Source organism: Bifidobacterium sp. W8112 (genome assembly GCF_016101425.1).
Classification (GTDB): Bacteria; Actinomycetota; Actinomycetes; order Actinomycetales; family Bifidobacteriaceae; genus Bombiscardovia; species Bombiscardovia apousia.
Map to the genome: position 1 here is coordinate 137,401 of NZ_JACFQN010000002.1, position 19,822 is coordinate 157,222.

The window sequence follows — 19,822 nt, forward strand, 5'->3', positions numbered from 1 at the left end:
GTCAGCGCTGCCTTCCCGCCGTGCGGGTGAAGACCGCCACGGTCTCCACGTGGTGGGTCATCGGGTAGATGTCAAAGGCCTCAAGGTGCTTGGGGCTGTAGCCCAGGGAGATCAGGGTGGCCGTATCCCTGGCCAGGCTGGTCGGATCGCAGGCCACATAGATGATGGTCCCCGCCCCGCTGGCGGCCAGCAGTCGGCAGACTTGGGCCTTGGCGCCGGCCCTGGGCGGATCCAGCAGGATCAGGTCGGGATGGCCCAGCCCCTTGGGCGCACCGCCAGCCAGGACCTTGGCCACGTCCCCTCGACGCAGGACCACCCGGTCCAGTCCGGCCTGCTTCACGTTGTGTTTCGCGCTGGCAATGGCTCCGGCGGATCCCTCCACAGCCAGGAGCCGGGCCCGTCCGTCGGCCAGAGCGGCCAGCGGCAGGGTGAAGAGCCCTGATCCGCAGTAAAGATCCCAGATGACCGGTTCGGCGACCCCATCCAGAGCCTGCCTGGCCTGGTCCAGGACCACCTTGGTCAGCACGACCGGTGCCTGACAGTGGACCTGCCAGAATCCGTCGGCCCGAACCTGGTACTCAGGTCCTGCTCCGGCCTCCAGCCGCTCCGTCAACAGGCGGCTCCCCTGGCTCAGGCGGCCATCCACCAGCAGGGCGAAGTTGTCGCCGACCGGTCCCCCGTCGCGCGGCTGGGGCACGGCCAGGCGTATGCGGGCACCGGCGGGCAGGCCGCCTTCCCAGATGCCCAGGTCGTCGGCCAGATCCAGCAACTCCTGGGTGGCCAGGGGCATGGTCTGGATCGGCAGGCGGTCATGCGATCCCCGCCGACGCATGGAGGGGCGGCCCTGATCGTCGGCCACCAGCTCGATTCGGGTCCTCCAGTGCAGGCCGCCCAGCTCCTCATCACCCGGAACCCGGGCCACCGGCACCTGGACGTCCACCCCGCCCAGGCGGGACATCTGCTGGCCAATCAGATCAGCCTTCCAGGTCAGCTGACCGGGCAGGCTGACGTGAATCAGATCGGCCCCGCCAAGGCCTCCTCCCCAGGCCAAGGGTCCAGCCAGGGGCCAGGCGGGTTGGCGGCGGTCAGGGCTGGCCTCCAGCACCTTGGTGACCTCGCCCGTGGCGAACCTGCCGGCCCGGCCGTGAGGCTCGTCCAGGAGGACCTCCACCAGCTCCCCGGGCAGGGCGAAACGGACGAAGACCACCCGCCCGTCCTCCAGGTGGCTGACACAACGGCCTTGGTCGGCGTAGCGTTCGATGCGCAGACGAACCCTGGTTTCAGTCATGATCAGCGTGAACCTCCTGGTCGGTCTGCGCCTGGTCGGCCTGGCGACGATGGTAGGGGCCCCCGATCAGCAGCCAGCTGATCCAGATGCCCAGAGCAAACAGGGGCAGGCCCAAAATCAGGCGTGCGGCGCCCAGCAACCCTACGGAACCGGCCAGGTAGAGCGGCACTTGAACCAGCAGGCGCAGCGCGAAGACGGCGATCCAGACCAGAGTGGCCTGGGTATAGGCCCGTGCCAGTTCTGGCTCGCCCCGCCAGGAGGCCAGCCACTGCCTCCAGCCTGAGACGACGGGCCGGCGCAGGTACTCCACCAGCAGGCCTATGCCGGGCATCCGTGCCAGCAGCGAGGCGACGAGCACGATGATCCAGAATCCGTTGGTCAGGAATCCTGGCAGATAATAGTTGCGGGCATCCCGGGTCAGCCATGCGGCCACCAGGCAGATGCCCACCGAAAGCAGGCCGGTCAGCGCCCCCAGAAAGGACTGCCGCTGAACCAGACGAATCAGGAGCTGCACCAGGGCCAGCGCCGCCGAAACCGCCACGGTCAGCCCCAGACGGCCGGTGACCAGGAAGACAACCAGAAATACCAGCCCCGGCAGCAGGGACTCGACGATCCCCCGCCATCCGCCGATGGCCTCCATGACGGAGAAATCGTCGTCGGCCAGCGCTGCCAGCCCGGAGTGCTTCTGCTTCACAGCCTTAGCGGACCTCCGAGAACATGGGTCCGCGCGACAGTGTGGTCTTCACCTCGGTCTGCTGGTCCGAGTCGAAGGGGCCCTCGGGCCTGCCGGGGATCTGCGCACTCTCATCGTCCTTGGACTCCGAGTCTTCGGCTTCTCCGCGACGCTGGTTGGGGGTGATGGGCGCATGCATGGGCACCAGGTCGCGGGGGGCCAGGGGCTCATCGCCACGGACCACCACCAGGTCGGCCAGGTAGCCGTCGAGCACATCCTTCTCTTTGCCGCCCTTGGCTGCCGGGCCGGAGAAGATGCCTCGCAGCATCCAGCGGGGTCCGTCGACGCCCACCACACGGGTCAGCAGGTTCTTGCCCTTGACCTTGACGGGCAGGGTCAGCTCCTTGCCGAAGACGCCGTCCACCTCCTTGCAGGAGGGGTTGGCCTTGAGCAGGTCGGCCCGGACCTCGTCCCAGAGGCCCAGGGACTTGGGGGCCGCGAAGGGCTCCAGCTCCAGACTGGAGGACCCGTAGGTGATGGTGGCCCCCAGCACGTCGCCGGTCTGCGAGTTGGCCTTGAGCCTCAGCTCGCTGCCCTTGAGGAAGGGCAGCATCAGGGCGCCGATGTCCAGGTACTCATCGGTGTCGGGAGCCTCGGAATCCAAACTGTCCCAGGGGCCTTTCCCGCTCTGCTCGGCTTCGTCCTGCTCCGCAGCCGTCTCATCACGGTCAGCCTGAGAGGTCTGGTCTGATTTCTCCGTGGACTTTTCAACGTCCTTGGACTCCTCGACGGCCTCCTCAGCCTGCTTCTTGGCGCGTTTCCTGCCGAAACCGAACAATCCCATGATGCCTCATTTCCTTGTGAGTCTGTGCAAAGGATACCTAGTCAAGACCCAGGCGCAGCTTGCCGCCGGGGATGGCGTCCAGCAGATCCTTGGTGTACTGGCGTTGCGGGTGGTCGAAGACCTCGTCGGTGGTGGCGTGCTCCACCAGCCGGCCATGCTGCATGACCACCACCTCGTCGGCGATCTGCCTGACCACGGCCAGATCGTGGGTGATGAACAGGTAGCTCAGCCCTTGCTCGGCCTGCAGGTCGTTGAGCAGCCGCAGCACCTGGTCCTGGACCAGCACGTCCAGGGCGGAGACGGCCTCGTCGCAGATGATCACATCCGGATTCAGGGCCATGGCCCGGGCGATGGCGATGCGCTGACGCTGTCCGCCGGAGAGCTCGTTGGGGTAGCGCCCCATGACCGACTCGGGCATCTCCACCATGTCCAGCAGCTCCTTGACCCGCTTCTGCCGGGACTTGGCGTTGCCGATCTTGTGGATGCGCAGGGGCTCCTCGATGGAGCGGTAGATGGAGTACATGGGGTCCAGGGAGCCGTAGGGGTTCTGGAAGACCGGCTGCACGTGCCGGCGGAACTCCATGAGCTGACGGCTGCCGAAGCCGGCGATGTCCTGGCCCTCGTAGGTCACCAGGCCCGAGGTGGGCTTGAGCAGGTGCAGGACCATGTTGGCCACGGTGGACTTGCCGGAGCCGGACTCCCCCACGATGGCCAGGGTGGTCCCCCGCTTGACCGAGAAGGAGACGTCGTCCACGGCCTTGAACATCTCCTTGCGCCGGGGCAGCCTGAACTCGCGGGTCAGGTGCTCCACGGTGATGACATGCTCGCTGCGCTCCAGTGTGCTCTCGCCCTTGACGTGATGCTCCAGCAGGTCTTCGGCATCCTGGCCGCGCTGCTTGGCGGAGATGATGCGCTGGGAGGCCAGCGAGGGCGCGGCCTGGACCAGCCGCTTGGTGTACGGGTGCTGGGGGTGCTGCAGGACCTCCAGGCTGGGCCCGGACTCCACCACCTGGCCCCGGTACATGACCACGATGTGCTGGGCGCGCTCGGCTGCCAGACCCAGGTCGTGGGTGATGAAGAGCACGGCGGTGCCCAGGGATTCGGTCAGGCTGCGCAGGTGGTCCAGAATCCGCTTCTGGACGGTCACATCCAGGGCGCTGGTGGGCTCGTCGGCAATCAGCAGGTCGGGCCGCGAGGCCAGGCCGATGGCGATCAGGGCGCGCTGGCGCATGCCGCCGGAGAACTCATGCGGATACTGTCGGGCCCTGGTGGCAGCCTCAGGCAGCCCGGCCTCAGACAGCAGGCCGGCGATGCGGTCGTCCATGTCCGAGCCGGTGACATGCTCCTTGGCCAGCGTCCAGGCCGCATCGTCATCCACACCGGCGTCGATCAGGGACTTGGCCACGCCCCAGCGGGTCTCGGAGCCCACATCCCACTCGGCCTTCAGGGCCTCCATGGTCTGGTCCACGTCGGCGACCCCGGCATCGCTCAGGGCCTGGCGGGCGGCCTGGAGCAGGCCGGGCAGGTCCTTGGAGGAGATGAAAAGCTCGTCGTCCGACTTCTTGAGCGTCACCTCTTCGTCGCTGGCCAGGGCCTTGGCCAGCCGGGAGCGCTTCTCCCGGGAGACATCCATATGGTTGGCGGTCAGCGCCTCCTTGACCTGGGAGCCGATGCGCCAGACCGGGTTCAGATTGCTCATGGGATCCTGCGGGACCAGGCCCACCTGGGAGCCGCGCAGCGCCTCATAGTCCTTGCGGTCCAGGCCCACCAGCTCGCGGCCATTGAGCCGGATGCTGCCGCCGGTCACCTTGCCGGTGCCGGGCAGAAGGCCCAGCACAGCCATGGCCGAGGTGGACTTGCCCGAGCCGGACTCCCCCACGATGGCCACCCACTGGCCGGGATAGACATTGAAGGAGGCGTCGCGAACTGCGTGGACGGTGCGCCCATCGGCGGTGAAGTCCACCTGCAGGTCCCGCACGTCGAGCAGAGGCTGCTGCTCCTGATTGGTGGTCATGTTCTTGTCTGCTTCAGTCATGCTTCCTCCGCTCAGGCCGTTCTGCTCTTGGGATCCAATGCATCCTTGACCGCGTCGCCCATCATGATGAAGGCCAGCACGGTGATGGCCAGGGCTGCGGAGGGATAGAAGAGGACCGAGGGGTTGGTGGTCAGGAGGTTCTGGGCCGTCGAGATGTCCCCGCCCCAGGAGACCACGGTGGAGGGCAGGCCGATGCCCAGGAAGCTCAGCGTGGCTTCAGAGACGATGTAGGTGCCCAGCGACATGGTGGCCATGACGATGACCGGGGCCAGGGAGTTGGGCATGATGTGCCGGAAGAGGTTGCGCAGGGGCGTGGAGCCCAGGGCCGTGGAAGCGGTGTTGAACTCCAGGTTCTTGGCCTCCAGGACGGCGCTGCGGGTGATGCGGGCCATGTTGACCCAGCCGAAGAGGGTCAGGGTCAGGATGATCTTCCACAGGGAGGTGGAGGTGCGGAACATCTGCAGGAGCACGATGGCGCCCAGGATCATGGGGATGGCGAAGAAGATGTCGGTGATGCGGCTGAGCACGGCGTCAACCCAGCCCCCGAAGAATCCGGCGATGGCGCCGATGAGGCCGCCGAAGACGGTGACCAGGATGGTGGTCATGATGCCGATGGCCACCGAGGTCCGGGCCCCGTGGATGACGCGGCTGTAGACGTCGCAGCCCTGCAGATCGAAGCCGAAGGGATGCCCGGGCCGTCCGGGCTCCAGGGAGTCGGACAGGCTGCAGGCCATGGGATCCTGCCTGGCGAAGAGGTTGGGGAAGAGGGCCACCAGGATGACCACGATAGCCAGGATTGCGGAGATGATGAAGAGCGGGTTGCGCCTCAGGGTCTTCCAGGCGTCGGCCCACATGCTGGTGGGCGGCACGTCCTCATCCACCGAGTCCACCTCGCGCAGGGGCGTCTCGTCGATGGGGGCCACGAACCGCTCCTGGCCCGGCAGGGGGTCGGGGAAGTAGACGCGGGCCTGGCTTTCGTTCTGTTCGCTTGACTCGTTCATTGCCGTTTCACTCATAGTCGGTCCCTCTCCCTCACGCATACCGGATCCGCGGATCGAGCACTGCGTAGAGCAGGTCGACCAGGAGGCTGGTGATGACGAAGATCAGGACCAGAATGGTCACGATGGAGACCACCAGGGTGCCTTCGCCCCTCAGGATGGCCTGGTAAAGGGTGTTGCCCACGCCCTGGATGTTGAAGATGCGCTCGGTGATCATGGCCCCGCCCATGAGTCCGCCGATGTCGGCGCCCAGGTAGGTGACCACAGGGATCAGGGAGTTGCGCAGCACGTGCCGCACGATGACGGACCGGTTGCTCATGCCCTTGGCCCGGGCCGTGCGCACGTAGTCCTCGGAGATGTTGGAGGTGATCTCCGTCCTGGTCAGACGGATGATGGAAGCCATGGACACCGACCCCAGCACAATGGCCGGCATGAGCAGGTCAATAAAGCCCGGATTGGCCCCGGCGGTGGCTGGCAGCAGATGCCATTTGACGCCGAACAGGTACTGCAGGATGAAGCCGGTGACGAAGGTAGGCACCGAAATCAGCAGCAGGGAGAGGACCAGGATGATGTTGTCCGACCACTTGCCCTTGGTCAGGCCGCCGATGATGCCGAAGATCACGCCGAAGACGCCCTCGAAGACGAAGGCCATCAGGGCCAGCTTGATGGTCACCGGGAAGGCCCTACCGATCACGCTGATCACGGGCTGGCCGGCGAAGGTGTTGCCGAAGTTCAGGGTCAGCGCGTTCTTCAGGAAGAGCACGTACTGCACGATGAAGGGCTTGTCGAGATTGTATTCCGAACGTATCTGTGCGGCAACGGCCTGATTGACCGGCTTGTCCCCGAACATGGCGGCCACGGGGTCGCCGGGAAGCGCGAAGACCAGCGCGTATATCAGCAGTGTCGTGCCGAGAACGACGGGGATCATCTGCAGAATACGTCGCAGAAGATATTTTCCCATCGGCTATTCTCCTTTGTCATCCGCGACCGGGATCGGCATGGGGATCGGGGCCGCCGCAAAAATTCTTGTTTGAGTCTACCAGCACACCTCAACAGAGGTGCAAAGACACCAAGGCCGGCGCGGAGTGGATCCTTCCGTGCCGGCCCGGGCGATGTCAGCTGTCAGGTGCGGGATTCAGGCTCCCGTCACCTCACTTGCTGATGTTGTAGTAAGCAGGGACGCCCTTCCAGGTGAAGGAGAATCCTTGGATGTTCTTGGCGGCCACGCCGTTGGAGTTCTGGTAGTAGAGCGGGACTGCGGGCAGATCGCGGAAGAGCAGCTCCTCGGACTGCTGGTAGATCTTGTTGGCCTCGTCGATGCTCTTGGCGGAGGCTGCCTTGTCCATCAGGCCGTCGAACTCGGGGTTCTTGTAGTCGCCGTCGTTGGACCCGTTGCCGTTGGCTGCCGAGCTGGCGAAGTTGCTGGACAGGTAGCTCTCGGGCGAGGGGTAGTCGGGCTGCCAACCGGAGCGGAAGGCCGAGTCGGTGAACTTGCGGTTCTGCACGTTGGAGCGGAACTCGCTGAAGGTGGGCAGAGGGTTGCCCGAAGCCTGGATGCCCAGGGCGTTCTTGATGGAGTTGGTGACGGCGTCATAGATCTCCTTGTGGGCGCCATCGGCGTTGTAGGCGATCTTGAAGCTGTCGCCCTCGCCCCAGGGGGAGATCTTGTTGGCCTCGGCCCAGAGCTCCTTGGCCTTGGACGGGTTGTACTTGAGCACGTCGGATCCCTTGATGCTGGTTGAGTAGCCGGGGATGACGGGGGCGGTGAAGTCGTGGACCTCCTTGGCGGTTCCGGACAGCACCTTCTTGATGATGGTCGGCCGGTCGATGGCCATGGAGATGGCCTGGCGACGGAGCTTGCCCTCCTGATCCTGGCCGAAGTGCTTCATGTAGGTGGGGATGGTGAACATCTGGATGACCGAACCCGGATCGTTGATGGCCTGGACCGTGTTGTCGGTCTGGAAGGTCTTGCGAGCCGAGGCCGGCAGGGTGTCCAGCACGTCCAGGTTGCCGGCCTGCACATCGCGGTAGGCTGCGGTGGCATCGGTGTAGGAGCGGAACTCGACGCCGCCGTTCTTGACCTTGATGCCGCCCTTGTAAGCGGGATCCTTGACCAGCTTGATGGCCTTGTTGTGCTCCCAGGACTGGAACTTGTAGGGTCCCACGGTCACCGGCTTCTCGCCGAAGGCCTTGGTGTCCTTGTAGAAGGACTCGGGCAGGGGCGCAAAGGCGGTGTAGCCCACCTGGATGGGGAAGGTGGAGGAAGGCGAGGTCAAATCAACGGTGAAGGTCTTGTTGTCGATGACCTTGAGGCCGGACAGCTGGGCATCGCCAGGGGTGCCCTCCTTCTGCAGGTCGTCATACCCCTTGATGTTGGCGAAGAAGCTGGAGCCCAGCTGCTTGTTGGCGATGTCGGCCGCCCAGGACCAGGCCTTGGTGAAGGACTGTGCGGTGACCGGGGTGCCGTCCGAGAATTTCCAGCCGTCGTTGATGGTCACGGTGTACTGGGTGTTGTCCTCGTTGGCCTTGATCTGCTTGGCGATCTCGTTGACCGGCTTGCCCTTGTCGTCAAAGCGGACCAGCTTGGAGAACATGACGTCGATGGGGTTGCCACCCCCCACCTCGTTGGTCATGCTGGGGATGAGCGGATTGGCCGGCTCAGGGTTGAAGACCGAGATGACGGCGTTCGAGCTGCCGCCGTTGCTCCCCTGGGCAGAGGAGCCGGATCCGCCGGATCCGCCGCAGGCGCCCAGCGTGAGCGCCATGACGCACAGTCCGGCGCCCGCAATGGTCAGGGCCGATTGCTTCTTCATATATCTTGCTCTTTCCTTTGGTTGGTTTCCCGAACCGCCAGTCATCGACGGCGGTTTATGCCGTTTCCGGCACGATCATTACTGGTCCTTGGACAGCTCCGAGAAGATCGGATAGCCATCCCAGCCCAGACGCATCCCATGAACCTTCTTGGCGGACGCGCCGATGTTGTTTCCATAATAGAGCGGAACCGCCGGCATGTCCTGCAGAAGGATCTCCTCAGCCTGCTGGAAGAGCCTGTTGGCTTCATCGGTGTCCTTGGCCTTGGCAGCCTGCTTCAGCAGGGCATCGAACTTGGGGTTCTTGTAGTCGCCATCGTTGGATCCGTTGCCGTCGGCCGCCGAGCTGGCGAAGTTGCTCATCAGATAGCTCTCAGGCGATGGGTAGTCGGGTGACCAGGAGGATCTGAAGGCCGCATCCGCGTAGAGGCGCTTTTTGATGTTGCCGCGGAACTCGCTGAAGGTGGGCACAGGAGTGGCCTCGGCCTTGATGCCCAGCGTGTTCTTGATGGAGTTGGCCATGCCGTCGTAGAAGTCCTTGGCGCCGCCATCCGAACTGTACAGCATTTGGAAGCTCTTGTCGGCTGGCCACTTGCTGATGGCATCGGCCTTGGCCCAGTACTCCTTGGCTTTCCTGGCGTTGTACTTGAGGTTGTCCGAACCCTTGAGATCCTTGGCATAGCCTGGGATGGTCGGCGCGGTGAAGTCGGTGGGCTGCACGCCCAGACCGCCCAGGACCTTGTCGATCAGCATCTTCCGGTCAATGGCCATGGAGATGGCCAGGCGGCGCAGGTGGCCCTCCTGGTCCTGGCCGAAATGCTCCATGGTGGCAGGAATGGTGAACATCTGCAGGGTGGAGCCAGGCTTGTTATAACTCTGCACCATGCTGTCGGTCATGAACGTCTTGACAGCGGAGGTGGGGATCCTGTCGATCACATCCAGGTTGCCCGCCTGCACATCGGAATAGGCAGAATTCAGGTCAGTGTAGACCTTGTAGTCGATGCCGCCGTTCTGGACCTTGACCTCCCCGCCGTAGTCGTTGTTCTTGCGAAGCCTGATCATGGCGTTGTGCTGCCAGGACTCAAACGTGTAAGGACCCGAGCTGACCGGATTCTCCCCGTAGGCCTTGGGATCCTTGTAGAAGGACTCAGGCAGGGGCGCAAAAGAGGTATAGCCCACCTGAATGGGGAAGGTGGACGAGGGCGAAATGAGGTCTACGGTGAAGGTCTTGTCATCGATGACCTTCAATCCGGAGAACTGGGCATCCGCAGGCACGCCCTGCTTCTGCAGGTCATCAAAGCCCTTGATGTCAGAGAAAAAGCTGGCGTTCAGCTGCCCGTTGGACACGTTGGCGCTCCAGGACCAGGCCCTGGTGAAGGACTTGGCGGTGATAGGGGTGCCATCCGAGAACTTGCGTCCGTCAACCAAGGTGACCTTGTACTGGGACATGTCGTCGTTGCCCTTGATCTCCGCGGCCAGATCGTTGTGGGCCTTGCCCTGGTCGTCGAAGCGGATCAGCTTGGAGTTGATGGCATCCACGACCTGCCCGCCGCAGCTTTCCGCAGTGCTGCTGGGAATGAGCGGGTTGGCCGGCTCGCACCCACGGACCGACACCACGGCGTTGCTGCTGGGCTGGCTGCTGGACGACTGCTCGGCACCCTCGGTATTGGTGCTGCTGCCTCCACTGCCGCAGCCGCTGGCCAAGAGCGCCAAGGCACAGATGGCGGCTGACGCCACCGTGAGCTGTGAACTCTTCTTCATTCCTGCTGCTCCCTTTGGCTGGTTGCCAACATTGCGCCTATGATCCCGAAAGTCTTTGACTGATGTTCCAGCTCGAATACGCCATATTCTGATACCAGGATGTTTCCCGAGACAAGTCGTATCTCATTTACCGGATCTCATGCCCGGGGAAAAGCCTGCCTGTACCGGGCCCGCAGCTGCTCGATGGAGACGTGGGTGTAGCGCTGGGTGGTCCGCAGGGAGGAATGGCCCAGCATCTCCTGAACCTCGCGCAGGTCGGCTCCCCCATCCAGCATGTGCGTGGCGGCCGAGTGCCGCAGGGCATGGGGGGCGATGTCGGGCACCCCGGCCTGACCGGCCGCCTGATGGACCACCTTGCGGACCTGCCGTTGGCCAACCCTGCCGCCAAGCTGACCCAGGAAGAGGGCCTGACCTGCCTTGCGGGCCGATCTGGCCCTTGAGCCCGCCAGGACCGGCCGCCCCTCCCCCAGCCAGCGATCCAGAGCACGATCGGCGGGCAGGCCATAGGGCAGGACCCGCTCCTTGGAACCCTTGCCCAGAACCTTTACGGTGCGGCTGTGCCGGTTCACGTCATCCAGATCCAGCCCGCAGAGTTCGGCCACACGCATGCCCGTGGCGTACAGCAGCTCCAGCATGGCCGCATCCCGGACCTGCAGGGCCGCCTGGACTTTCTGGTCCTCCCGGGGCTCGACCGGATCCTGGTCGACCGTATCCATCAGGGTGCGGGCCTGGTCGTGCGTCAGGATCCGTGGAAGGTGCTCGGACTGCTTGGGGCTGCTCAGGGCCAGGGTGGGGTCGGTCTTGATCCGGCCGTGCCGGCTCAGCCAGCCGAAGAAGGACCTCAGTGCGGCCGTCTTCCGGGCCATGGTCGAGCGGGCGTGGGTGGCGGATTCGTGAGCCAACCAGGACCTGATGGCGGCCAGGTCGATCTGCGCGGGGTCGTCGAAGCCGTGCAGATGCATCAGGTGCAGAAAGCCTGACAGGTCGGCCCGGTAGGAACGCACGGTGTTGGGACTCTTGCCTGCCACCCGGGAAAGATAGTCGGTGAAGTCCTGCAGATCCTGATCCACCGATGGCGCTCCCTTCGCTTGACTGTGAGTATGTGCAATACAGTTTAGGCGCTTTCACCCTCGTCGCAGCCGCAGGCGATACTGGCCCAGGAGGTGGATGGCCATGCGTTTGCCAGCAGCCATACCGGCCGGAGCGCGGCTGGTGGTCAGGATTGCCTTGGGACCGGATCCGGAGGACGGAAGGCCCAAGTTCCGCGACTACGTGGGCCATGTGGTCGACTGGAACGGACGGCGGCTGATCCTGGACAGGGACCCGGCGGCCAATGGGTCGCGTCCCGGGGAACGGGTGACCCTGCAAGCAGAAGACATGGTGGCCCTGAAGCCGGTCCCGGAACGCCGTTCGCCCCGTCCAGACCCACCTGATCTCAGTCGATGACCGGCGGGTGCAGCACCCGGGCACGGCTGGTGGTCAGGAAGGCCGAGACCTGCTCGCCGCGCAGGGCTGAATCCAGCAGCTCCTGCCGCCAGTTGCCCTCCTGCGGATCCAATTCAAGGTCGGTGGTGGGCATCGGCTCCTGGCCGGCCAGGGCAGCCTTGTAGCGCCGGAAGGGATCGGCTTGGAGGAAGAAGTCCCGGCGCTTTTCATCGGACGCCGGCTCCTGGTCCCGCAAGAGAGAGGCCATGCCCTGCAGATTCTCGGCCAGGGCATCCAGAAGGTCGGCCACCTGGTCGGCGTTCTCCTCCACCATGGCCCGGGTCCGTTCCGGATCGGTCAGGGCCACCCGGGTCATGTCCCGCCAGGATCCGGCCGCCAGGGCCGAGGCCACTCGGCGGTCAGGCGACCTGGTCAGCATGTTGGCCAGGGCGGTGGCCACCACATGGGGCATGTGCGAGATCAGTGCCGCAGCCCGGTCATGGGTGGCATCGTCCAGGGCGATCAGCCGGTTGCCCAGACCCTGGGTGACCATGTCGGCCACGGTCAGGAATCGGCTGTAATCCGTTTGTTCATCGACGCAGAGAGCCCAGAGGGCATCATCCAAGAGGGCCGGGTCCGAGTCCTCGTAACCTGAGCCCTCGCTGCCCGCCATGGGATGGGCGCCCACATACCGATCAGCCAGACCGGCCTGCTCGACCTGACGGCGGACCGGCCCCTTGACACTGCCCACGTCGGTCAGGGTGGTGCCCCGGGTCAACACCGGAGCCAGGGCCTTGAGCACCTCGGGCATGGCCCGCAAGGGGGTGGCCAGCACCAGCACGTCTGCCTTGCCCTTGGCCAGCTCTTCCAGGGTGTCCACACAGTGAATCCCCTGGCTGCGGGCCTGCTCATAGGGACGGTCATTGTGGTTCCATGCGATCACGAACCGGCCCCGGGCGGCCAGGCGGCGGGCCAGCGATCCGCCGATCAGACCCAGCCCTGCCACGGCGATCTTGTGGGCCGAGGTCAGCACCGGCGAGGCGGCCATGCCTGCCATGGGGTGCATGTGCTCGGGACCTGACAGGTCCATGTGTGGAAAGGGTGCGGATTCATCTACCATAACAACTCCTTGCTGATCGTCTCGGTATCGGGGTCCTCACCCCGGAAGGCCCCCGCCCTGGGCAGCATCCATTCACGGATGGGGGGCGCCGGATGCGGGGTGCGCGGATGGACCGCCAGGGTCTTGAGCCAGTCCCCCCTGTCCAGCAGGTCGGCCAGCACCTGATGCAGACCCTGCTGCCAGGGTGCGGCGTCGATGCTGGCCACGAAGCTGTAGGTCCCGTCGTGCCCCTTGATGGGCCGGGACATGAATGAGGTCATGTTCAGGCCCGCATCGCGCAGACGGTCCAGCAGGTTGGCCAGCACGCCCGGCCCGGTATTCAGGGGAATGAAGGTGACGATGGACTCGAAATCCCCGCCCGGCGCCAGGCGGCGTGCCAGCCGGGCGGCCCGATCTCGGGGAGCCAGCAGAAGAAAGTCGGTACGGGCCCCCTGATAGTCCTGCACCTCGCGCCGGTAGGTCTCCAGTCCGTAAAGGCTCCCGCATATGCGCGGCCCCAGAGCCACCTGGTCGGGGCCCAGATCACGGCAGGCCGCGGCGTTGGAGTTGGTCGGCACCGGATTGAGGCCGGTCTCTGTGATGAAGCCCTTGCACTGGGCCAGTCCATGGGGATGGGCGCCGACCTGGCGCAGGGGGCCATGGTCGGCCCGGACGAAGGCGTCAAAGACGATGGGCAGACGGACCATGCCGAAGCCCGCTACCGATTGAGCATCGATCAGGGCATCCATGTTGGGCACCACATGGCCCTCCACGTTGTTTTCCCAGGCCAGCACTCCCCAGCCTCGGCCCTCCTCCACGGCGGCCACGATGGCCGCCGCATCCGTGCAGGGCTTAAGTTCCGCCTGGCAGCCCAGCCTTGTTGCCATGAGGCTGGCGGCCTCAAGGGCGGCCTGGTGGGTGAAGGTCCCCTCGGGACCCAGGAAGTGCAGGGGAATTCGGTCGGGTTCAGTCGCCGGTGATTCTGACGAGTCCTGGCTCATGCGGATCGCCCCTGACGACGCAGGGGGCCATCGGCAAACCAGGAGGCCGGCAGGCAGATGGCCAGGGTCTGGATCAGGACCAGCCCGCCCATCCAGAGGAAGACCGCATACTTGGCAAAGAATGTAGGGAAATTGGCATAGGGCATGAGCACGTCGCCGCCCGGCCCCCTCATGGAGAGCAGCCAGACCGTGACCGTCGAGGCCACCAGATGCAGGGCCAGCCCCATGGTGCCGCTGTCGCAACGGACCCACCAGGCAGCCAGGGCCACCAGCAGATAGGCCAGGACCATCCCCCAGGGCAGACCCTGAGCGGCCCCGGAGCGCTGGACCAGGGTCCCCAGCACCCCCACCGCCAGGCCGATGGGCAGGCCCAGCAGGCAACGGAAGGCGCTGGCCTTGCCAGACTCCCCCGTCGAGCGGGAGGGGGCTTGGTCCTTGGATTTGGAAACCTGAGACTTCATGGGTTCCAGACTAGTCCGACCCGGTCACCGTGGGGCGGCCGGGTCGGACTGGTCTGATTGCGAGAACAGGATTACTTCTTGTTGGCCCTGCGCTGGCGGGCGTTCCACTTGTACCAGGCATCCCTGTCCAGGATGATCTTGCGCACGCGGATGGACTCGGGGGTCACCTCCACGCACTCGTCATCGTTGGCGAAGTCCAGGGACTCCTCCAGGCTCATGTCGATGGGCGGGGTCAGGGTCTCCAGGACGTCGGCGGTGGAGGAACGCATGTTGGTCATGTGCTTCTCCAGGGTGATGTTGATGTCCAGGTCGCCGGGCTTGTTGTTGATGCCCACGATCTGCCCCTCGTAGACGGGCGACTGGGGCTTGACGAAGAACTCGCCCCGGGCCTGGAGCTTCTGCATGGCATAGGGGCTGGCCTTGCCGGAGCGGTCGGAGACCATGGATCCGTTCTGCCGGGTCTTGATGTCGCCCGCCCAGGGGGCGTAGCCGGCGGAGATTGAAGCGGAGATGCCGGTGCCGCGGGTGGCGGTCAGCAGGGCGGTGCGGAAGCCCAGCAGGCCACGGGAGGGCACGGTGAACTGCATCCTGACCCAGCCGGAGCCGTGGTTGGTCATGGTCTCCATGCGGCCCTTGCGGTCGGCCATGAGCTGGGTGACCGCGCCCATGTACTCCTCGGGCACGTCGATGGTGTCGGACTCCATGGGCTCCTGAAGCTTGCCGTCCACGGTCTTGGTGACCACCTGGGGGCGGCCCACGGTCAGCTCGTAGCCCTCGCGGCGCATCTGCTCGGCCAGGATGGCCAGGGCCAGCTCGCCACGGCCCTGAACCTCCCAGGCGTCAGGCCGGTCGGTGGGCAGCACCTTGATGGAGACATTGCCGATCAGCTCGCGGTCCAGACGGTCCTTGAGCATGCGGGCGGTCAGCTTGTGGTCCTTGCCCTCGGTGCCGGCCAAGGGCGAATCGTTGGTGCCGAAGGTCATGGAGACGGCCGGGTCGTCCACGTGGATCAGCGGCAGGGGGCGGGGGTCGTCCTGGTCGACGATGGTCTCGCCGATCATGATGTCCTCCACGCCGGCCACAGCAACGATGTCGCCGGGGCCGGCCTCCTCCACAGGGAAGCGCTGCAGACCCTTGGTGCGCAGGATCTCGGTCAGTTTGAAGTTCTCGATGGATCCGTCCACGCGCGACAGGCCGTACTGGCGGCCCTTGGTCAGGGTGCCGTTGTAGATGCGCACCAGGCCCAGACGGCCCAGGTAGTCGGAGGCGTCGATGTTGGTCACATGGGCCTGCAGTGGGGCGCCCTCCTCATACTCCGGGGCGGGGATGTTGGTCAGGATGGCCTCGAAGAGGGGCTCCAGATCGTCGTTGTCAGGCACGGCGCCGTCAGCGGGCTGGTTGACGGAGGCCTTGCCGGCCTTGGCTGCGCAGTAGATGACCGGCAGGTCCAGGAGGGAATCCAGATCCAGGTCCACTCCCTCCTCGCTCACGTCCTGGGCCAGGCCCAGGAGCAGATCGGTGGACTCGGAGACCACCTCGGAGATGCGGGCATCGGGACGGTCGGTCTTGTTGATGACCAGGATGACGGGCAGCTTGGCCTCCAGGGCCTTGCGCAGGACGAAGCGGGTCTGGGGCAGGGGCCCCTCGGAGGCGTCCACCAGCAGGACCACGCCGTCGACCATGGAGATGCCGCGCTCCACCTCGCCGCCGAAGTCGGCGTGGCCGGGGGTGTCCACCACGTTGATGGTGATGCCGTCGGGCTCGCCCAGCTTGGCTGCCAGCGGGCCTGTGTACTTGACGGCGGTGTTCTTGGCCAGGATGGTGATGCCCTTCTCCTTCTCCAGGTCGTTGGAGTCCATGACCCGGTCGGGCACCTCCTCCCGCTCGGAGAAGACGTGCGACTGCTGCAGCATGGCGTTGACCAGGGTGGTCTTGCCGTGGTCAACGTGTGCCACAATCGCCACATTTCGTATATCGCCGCGTACCGCCATCAAAACCTCATTCTCGTGAATGCTATCCCGGAATTGGACAAACAGAGACAAGTGTAACCGCCTTGTGTGACAGGCGTTCACTCCTCCTCGCCCTGGGGCGAACCTTGGACTGGGTCCGGAGACTGAACCTGGTCGGACAGCTCCTGGCGGGCCTGGGCCAGAGCCGAGTCCTCGTCGGGCAGGAAGGGGGCCAGGGAGGGCAGATCCTCCAAGGATTGCAGGCCCATCCGCTCAAGGAAGAGGTCGGTGGTGACCAGCAGCGCGGCGTGGGTCTGCTCGTCCAGGCCCTCCTCGCGGACCAGGCCGCGCACCAGCAGGGCCCGGATGACCCCGTCCGAATTGACCCCGCGGATCTGCCCCACCTGGGCACGGGTCATGGGCTGGCGGTAGGCCACGATGGCCAGGGCCTCCAAAGCCGCCTGGGAGAGGCGTGCTGTCTGGCCGTCCTTGACGAAGGCCGCCACCACGGGCTGGTAGGCGGTCCGGCTGGTCAGCTGCCAGCCCCGAGCGGTCCGACGCAGTTCGAACCCTCGGTCGCTATAGGACTCAGCCAGCGATTCCAGGGCGGCATTGACCGGGCCCGGATCCACGGCCAGCACCCGGGAGAAGTCCTCTGCGGTCAGCGGCCGGTCCGTGGCCACTAAAATGGCCTCCAGACAGGCGGCCAGTCCGCCGGGAAAGTCCTGTACGTCGAAGTCCACATATTCGGGACGGGTGTCGGGAGCCGAGGATTGGCTCATGCGAAATCCCCCTCACTGATCAAGGCCGTTTCCGGCTCCTGGGTCGGCCCTACCCAGCGCAGGTAGAGCGGCTGGTATGGGCCATCCTGACGGTACTGGATCAGCTCCTGCCTAAAGAAAATCAGCACGGCCAGGAATCGGGCCACCACCTGCGCCCGGCCCTGGGACGAGGCGACCAGATCGGCGAAGGCCACCGGCTGCCCGGGCTGTGCCAGCAGGGCCTGGCGAACCAGGTCGGCCTCCTTGTTCAGGTCGACCAGGGGCACGTGCAGCTGATCCAGCCGGACCTGGGAGGCCGGAGCGTTGACCAGGGCGTTGGCACAGAGCAGGGCCAGATCCTCCGGCTTCAGGGTCCAGACCAGATCAGGCAGCAGATGGGCCAGCTGGGGCTCCAGATGGCCGGGATGCGGGTAGCGGCCAGAGTTGGCGGCCAGCCTGGCTCGAAAGTCCTGCCCCGCCTGCTTGAAGGCCCGGTACTGCAGGAGCCTGGCGAAGAGCAGATCACGCTCCCGGAGGGCATCCATGGAGGCCTGGTCGCGCATGGACTCGTCCTCCACAGGCAGGAGGGCAGCGCTCTTGGCCTCCACCAGAACCGAGGCCACATCCAGGAAGGCGCTGGCCTGGTCCAGTCCCTGGCTGAAGTCCAGGGTGCGCACGTAGTCCAGAAACTCCCCGGTGATGGAGGCCAGCGAGACCTCCGTCAGCGAGAGCTTGCGGTTGGCCAGCATGCCCAGCAGCAGGTCGAAGGGCCCCTGGTAGACATCCAGGTCGACGGCGAAGCCGTCCGATGATCCGCTCACGCCACGATGCCGCGGGCGATCAGCTCCCGGGCGACCTCCCGATACTCCTTGGCGGTCTTGTGCTCGGGGGCGAACATGGTGATGGGCTCGCCGGCCACCGTGGCATCGGGCAGCTTGATGGACCGGCTGATGATGGAGTGGAGGACCTTGCCCTTGAAGGCCTCGTAGATGCGCTGAAGCACCTCGTCCGAATGCAGGGTCTTGGTGTACATGGTGACCAGCACCCCGTAAATCTGCAGGTCGGGGTTGATGCGGCTGCGGACCTTCTCGATGGATTGCATGAGCAGGGCCACGCCGCGCAGGGCGAAGAACTCGGCCGCCACGGGAATGATGACCCCGTCCGCAGCAGTCAGCGCGTTGACGGTCAGCAGGCCGAGCGAAGGCTGGCAGTCGATGATGATGGCGTCATACTCCTGCCGCAGGGGCCGGATGGTGGCCGCCAGGGCCTGTTCCCTGCCGACCTCGGTGACCAGCTGAATCTCGGCGGCCGACAGATCGATGTTGGCCGGGATGATGTCCAGGCCGTCGAAACGGGTGTGCCGGACCACCTCGTGAACATCCAGGGAGGTGTCGAACATGGCGGTGTAAATGGTGTTGTCCACGCTGTTGGCGTTGATGCCCAGGCCCACGGTGGCTGCGCCCTGGGGGTCGAAGTCCACGATCAGCACCCGGCGCCCATACTGGCACAGGGCCCCGGCGATGTTGATGGATGAGGTGGTCTTGCCTACGCCGCCCTTCTGGTTGCACATGGCGAGAACACGGGCCGGGCCGTGCTGTTTCAAAGGCTCCGGGGCAGCGAACGTCTCATACTCGCGCCCTAACAAATCCGTAGGCATGCTTCTACCCTATCAAGTTTCCGGCCGCATTCGCGGGTTGGCGGGTCAGCGGGCGCGGGGATGGGCCGTTTGGTAGGTCTCCATCAGGGCCTGGGGGCTGACGTGTGTGTAGATCTGCGTCGTGGTCACCGAGGCGTGGCCCAGCAGCTCCTGGACCGAACGCACATCGGCGCCTCCCTCCAGCAGATGAGTGGCGAAGGAGTGCCGCAGGGTGTGAGGGTGCAGGGGTCTGTTCAGCCCTGCCCGGCGGCCGGCATCCCTGACCACCTGCCAGACCGTCTGCCTGGTCAGCCGCTTGCCCCGTTTGTTCAGGAAGACGGCACGCAGCTCCCTGTCCTTGGTAGCCCGATTGCACAGGCTGGACCGCCCCAGATTCAGGTAGGCCTGCATGGCCTGGCAGGCGTAGGAGCCCATGGGCACCAGACGCTGCTTGTCGCCCTTGCCGGTCAGGCGGACCACCCGCTCATTAAGGTTCATGTCTTCCAAATCGGTGCCGACGGCCTCCGAGACCCGGCAGCCGGTGGCGTACATGAACTCCAGCAGGGCCTTGTCCCGCAGGACCACCGGATCCTTGGACCCGCCCATGGCGGCCACATCCAGCAGCCGGGTTACCTGGTCCACGTCCAGCACATCGGGCAGGGCCGAGGTGCCCTTGGGAGCCTTGACGGCACGAGAGACATCCTGGTCGGTCACCCCCTGCTTGAGGGCGAACCGGTGCCACTCATGGACGGCGGCCATCCTTCGGGAGCGGCTGGCTGGGCTCTCGTCGGCCAGGTGGGCCAGGAAGCCCTCCACATCGGCGGTGTGAATCTGCTCCAGGCTGGTGATGCCACGACCTGACAGCCAGTTGATGTACATGGTCAGATCGGACCGATAAGCCTTGACCGTGGCGGGGGCCAGACCCCGCTCCAGACCGGTGTAAGCCAGGAACTGATCCAGCAATGCAGTCAGCCCCTCCTGATGATCACCGTCCACTACTGCTTAACCTCCGGTTCTCTTCATCAGTGCTGGTCTTTAGGCCATATTCTAGCGCTCAGCTCCCCTCTTCCCGTGCTTCCAA

Annotated in this window: 18 protein-coding genes; 1 reads left to right on the forward strand and 17 read right to left on the reverse strand. The window is 65.2% G+C overall.

Annotated elements, in window-relative coordinates; translation table 11 throughout:
* Position 1: 1 nt before the first annotated feature.
* The 9 genes from H3T92_RS04955 to H3T92_RS04995 all read right to left on the reverse strand — a co-directional run bounded on the left by H3T92_RS04955 (position 2) and on the right by H3T92_RS04995 (position 11,479).
* The gene (locus H3T92_RS04955; protein ID WP_198189479.1) at positions 2–1,288 is read right to left on the reverse strand and encodes a class I SAM-dependent RNA methyltransferase; all 1,287 of its coding nucleotides are present in this window, start codon (positions 1,286–1,288) and stop codon (positions 2–4) included.
* Complete coding sequence (locus H3T92_RS04960; RefSeq protein WP_198189480.1) at positions 1,281–1,982, reverse strand: DUF3159 domain-containing protein; 702 nt, start codon at positions 1,980–1,982, stop codon at positions 1,281–1,283. Before H3T92_RS04960 ends, H3T92_RS04955 begins: the two co-directional genes overlap by 8 nt.
* A 4-nt stretch (positions 1,983–1,986) precedes the next feature.
* Entirely contained in the window at positions 1,987–2,805 is an 819-nt protein-coding gene (locus H3T92_RS04965) for a DUF3710 domain-containing protein (RefSeq protein WP_198189481.1), read from the reverse strand.
* 37 nt (positions 2,806–2,842) lie between these two features.
* Complete coding sequence (locus H3T92_RS04970) at positions 2,843–4,840, reverse strand: dipeptide ABC transporter ATP-binding protein (protein ID WP_198189482.1); 1,998 nt, start codon at positions 4,838–4,840, stop codon at positions 2,843–2,845.
* A gap of 11 nt (positions 4,841–4,851) precedes the next feature.
* Positions 4,852–5,841, reverse strand: coding sequence for an ABC transporter permease (locus H3T92_RS04975; RefSeq protein ID WP_034524826.1), 990 nt, complete (start codon positions 5,839–5,841; stop codon positions 4,852–4,854).
* A 31-nt stretch (positions 5,842–5,872) separates the two neighbouring features.
* Positions 5,873–6,799 carry an ABC transporter permease gene (locus H3T92_RS04980; RefSeq protein WP_024627150.1) on the reverse strand — a complete coding sequence of 309 codons (927 nt, stop codon included), beginning with the start codon at positions 6,797–6,799 and terminating at the stop codon, positions 5,873–5,875.
* 190 nt (positions 6,800–6,989) lie between these two features.
* Positions 6,990–8,651, reverse strand: coding sequence for a peptide ABC transporter substrate-binding protein (locus H3T92_RS04985; RefSeq protein WP_198189483.1), 1,662 nt, complete (start codon positions 8,649–8,651; stop codon positions 6,990–6,992).
* Between the two features lie 78 nt (positions 8,652–8,729).
* Complete coding sequence (locus H3T92_RS04990; protein WP_198189484.1) at positions 8,730–10,409, reverse strand: peptide ABC transporter substrate-binding protein; 1,680 nt, start codon at positions 10,407–10,409, stop codon at positions 8,730–8,732.
* 137 nt (positions 10,410–10,546) lie between these two features.
* A complete protein-coding gene (locus tag H3T92_RS04995; protein WP_144085531.1) occupies positions 10,547–11,479 on the reverse strand; it encodes a tyrosine recombinase XerC in 933 nt (310 codons plus the stop codon).
* Between the two features lie 103 nt (positions 11,480–11,582).
* Between H3T92_RS04995 and H3T92_RS05000 the strand changes: the two genes are divergently transcribed.
* On the forward strand, positions 11,583–11,855 hold the full coding sequence (locus H3T92_RS05000; protein ID WP_144085577.1) for a DUF6725 family protein: 273 nt from the start codon (positions 11,583–11,585) through the stop codon (positions 11,853–11,855).
* On the opposite strand, the gene H3T92_RS05005 is transcribed toward H3T92_RS05000, so the two are convergent.
* The 8 genes from H3T92_RS05005 to xerD all read right to left on the reverse strand — a co-directional run bounded on the left by H3T92_RS05005 (position 11,845) and on the right by xerD (position 19,737).
* A complete protein-coding gene (locus H3T92_RS05005; protein WP_186279402.1) occupies positions 11,845–12,882 on the reverse strand; it encodes a prephenate dehydrogenase in 1,038 nt (345 codons plus the stop codon). The two genes, H3T92_RS05000 and H3T92_RS05005, sit on opposite strands and share 11 nt — an antisense overlap.
* Positions 12,883–12,947: 65 nt before the next feature.
* Positions 12,948–13,934, reverse strand: coding sequence for a prephenate dehydratase domain-containing protein (locus H3T92_RS05010; RefSeq protein WP_144085529.1), 987 nt, complete (start codon positions 13,932–13,934; stop codon positions 12,948–12,950).
* The gene (locus H3T92_RS05015) at positions 13,931–14,395 is read right to left on the reverse strand and encodes an alcohol dehydrogenase (protein ID WP_198189485.1); all 465 of its coding nucleotides are present in this window, start codon (positions 14,393–14,395) and stop codon (positions 13,931–13,933) included. The genes H3T92_RS05010 and H3T92_RS05015 overlap by 4 nt, the downstream gene beginning before the upstream one ends.
* Before the next feature lie 71 nt (positions 14,396–14,466).
* A complete protein-coding gene (gene typA / locus H3T92_RS05020) occupies positions 14,467–16,386 on the reverse strand; it encodes a translational GTPase TypA (protein ID WP_024627158.1) in 1,920 nt (639 codons plus the stop codon).
* Positions 16,387–16,463: 77 nt separating this feature from the next.
* On the reverse strand, positions 16,464–17,126 hold the full coding sequence (gene scpB / locus H3T92_RS05025) for an SMC-Scp complex subunit ScpB (RefSeq protein WP_144085527.1): 663 nt from the start codon (positions 17,124–17,126) through the stop codon (positions 16,464–16,466).
* A complete protein-coding gene (locus H3T92_RS05030; RefSeq protein WP_144085526.1) occupies positions 17,123–17,926 on the reverse strand; it encodes a segregation and condensation protein A in 804 nt (267 codons plus the stop codon). The genes scpB and H3T92_RS05030 overlap by 4 nt, the downstream gene beginning before the upstream one ends.
* Positions 17,923–18,762, reverse strand: coding sequence for a ParA family protein (locus H3T92_RS05035; protein ID WP_101432174.1), 840 nt, complete (start codon positions 18,760–18,762; stop codon positions 17,923–17,925). The genes H3T92_RS05030 and H3T92_RS05035 overlap by 4 nt, the downstream gene beginning before the upstream one ends.
* 45 nt (positions 18,763–18,807) lie before the next feature.
* On the reverse strand, positions 18,808–19,737 hold the full coding sequence (xerD, locus tag H3T92_RS05040; RefSeq protein WP_198189486.1) for a site-specific tyrosine recombinase XerD: 930 nt from the start codon (positions 19,735–19,737) through the stop codon (positions 18,808–18,810).
* Positions 19,738–19,822 lie beyond the last annotated feature (85 nt).

Coding starts and splice junctions, on each gene's coding strand:
- H3T92_RS04955 (WP_198189479.1), bottom strand. CDS start 1,288: ATGACTGAAACCAGGGTTCGTCTGCGCATCGAACGCTACGCCGACCAA.
- H3T92_RS04965 (WP_198189481.1), bottom strand. CDS start 2,805: ATGGGATTGTTCGGTTTCGGCAGGAAACGCGCCAAGAAGCAGGCTGAG.
- H3T92_RS04970 (WP_198189482.1), bottom strand. CDS start 4,840: ATGACTGAAGCAGACAAGAACATGACCACCAATCAGGAGCAGCAGCCT.
- H3T92_RS04975 (WP_034524826.1), bottom strand. CDS start 5,841: ATGAACGAGTCAAGCGAACAGAACGAAAGCCAGGCCCGCGTCTACTTC.
- H3T92_RS04980 (WP_024627150.1), bottom strand. CDS start 6,799: ATGGGAAAATATCTTCTGCGACGTATTCTGCAGATGATCCCCGTCGTT.
- H3T92_RS04985 (WP_198189483.1), bottom strand. CDS start 8,651: ATGAAGAAGCAATCGGCCCTGACCATTGCGGGCGCCGGACTGTGCGTC.
- H3T92_RS04990 (WP_198189484.1), bottom strand. CDS start 10,409: ATGAAGAAGAGTTCACAGCTCACGGTGGCGTCAGCCGCCATCTGTGCC.
- H3T92_RS05000 (WP_144085577.1), top strand. CDS start 11,583: ATGCGTTTGCCAGCAGCCATACCGGCCGGAGCGCGGCTGGTGGTCAGG.
- H3T92_RS05005 (WP_186279402.1), bottom strand. CDS start 12,882: ATGGCCGCCTCGCCGGTGCTGACCTCGGCCCACAAGATCGCCGTGGCA.
- H3T92_RS05010 (WP_144085529.1), bottom strand. CDS start 13,934: ATGAGCCAGGACTCGTCAGAATCACCGGCGACTGAACCCGACCGAATT.
- H3T92_RS05015 (WP_198189485.1), bottom strand. CDS start 14,395: ATGAAGTCTCAGGTTTCCAAATCCAAGGACCAAGCCCCCTCCCGCTCG.
- typA (WP_024627158.1), bottom strand. CDS start 16,386: ATGGCGGTACGCGGCGATATACGAAATGTGGCGATTGTGGCACACGTT.
- scpB (WP_144085527.1), bottom strand. CDS start 17,126: ATGAGCCAATCCTCGGCTCCCGACACCCGTCCCGAATATGTGGACTTC.
- H3T92_RS05035 (WP_101432174.1), bottom strand. CDS start 18,762: ATGCCTACGGATTTGTTAGGGCGCGAGTATGAGACGTTCGCTGCCCCG.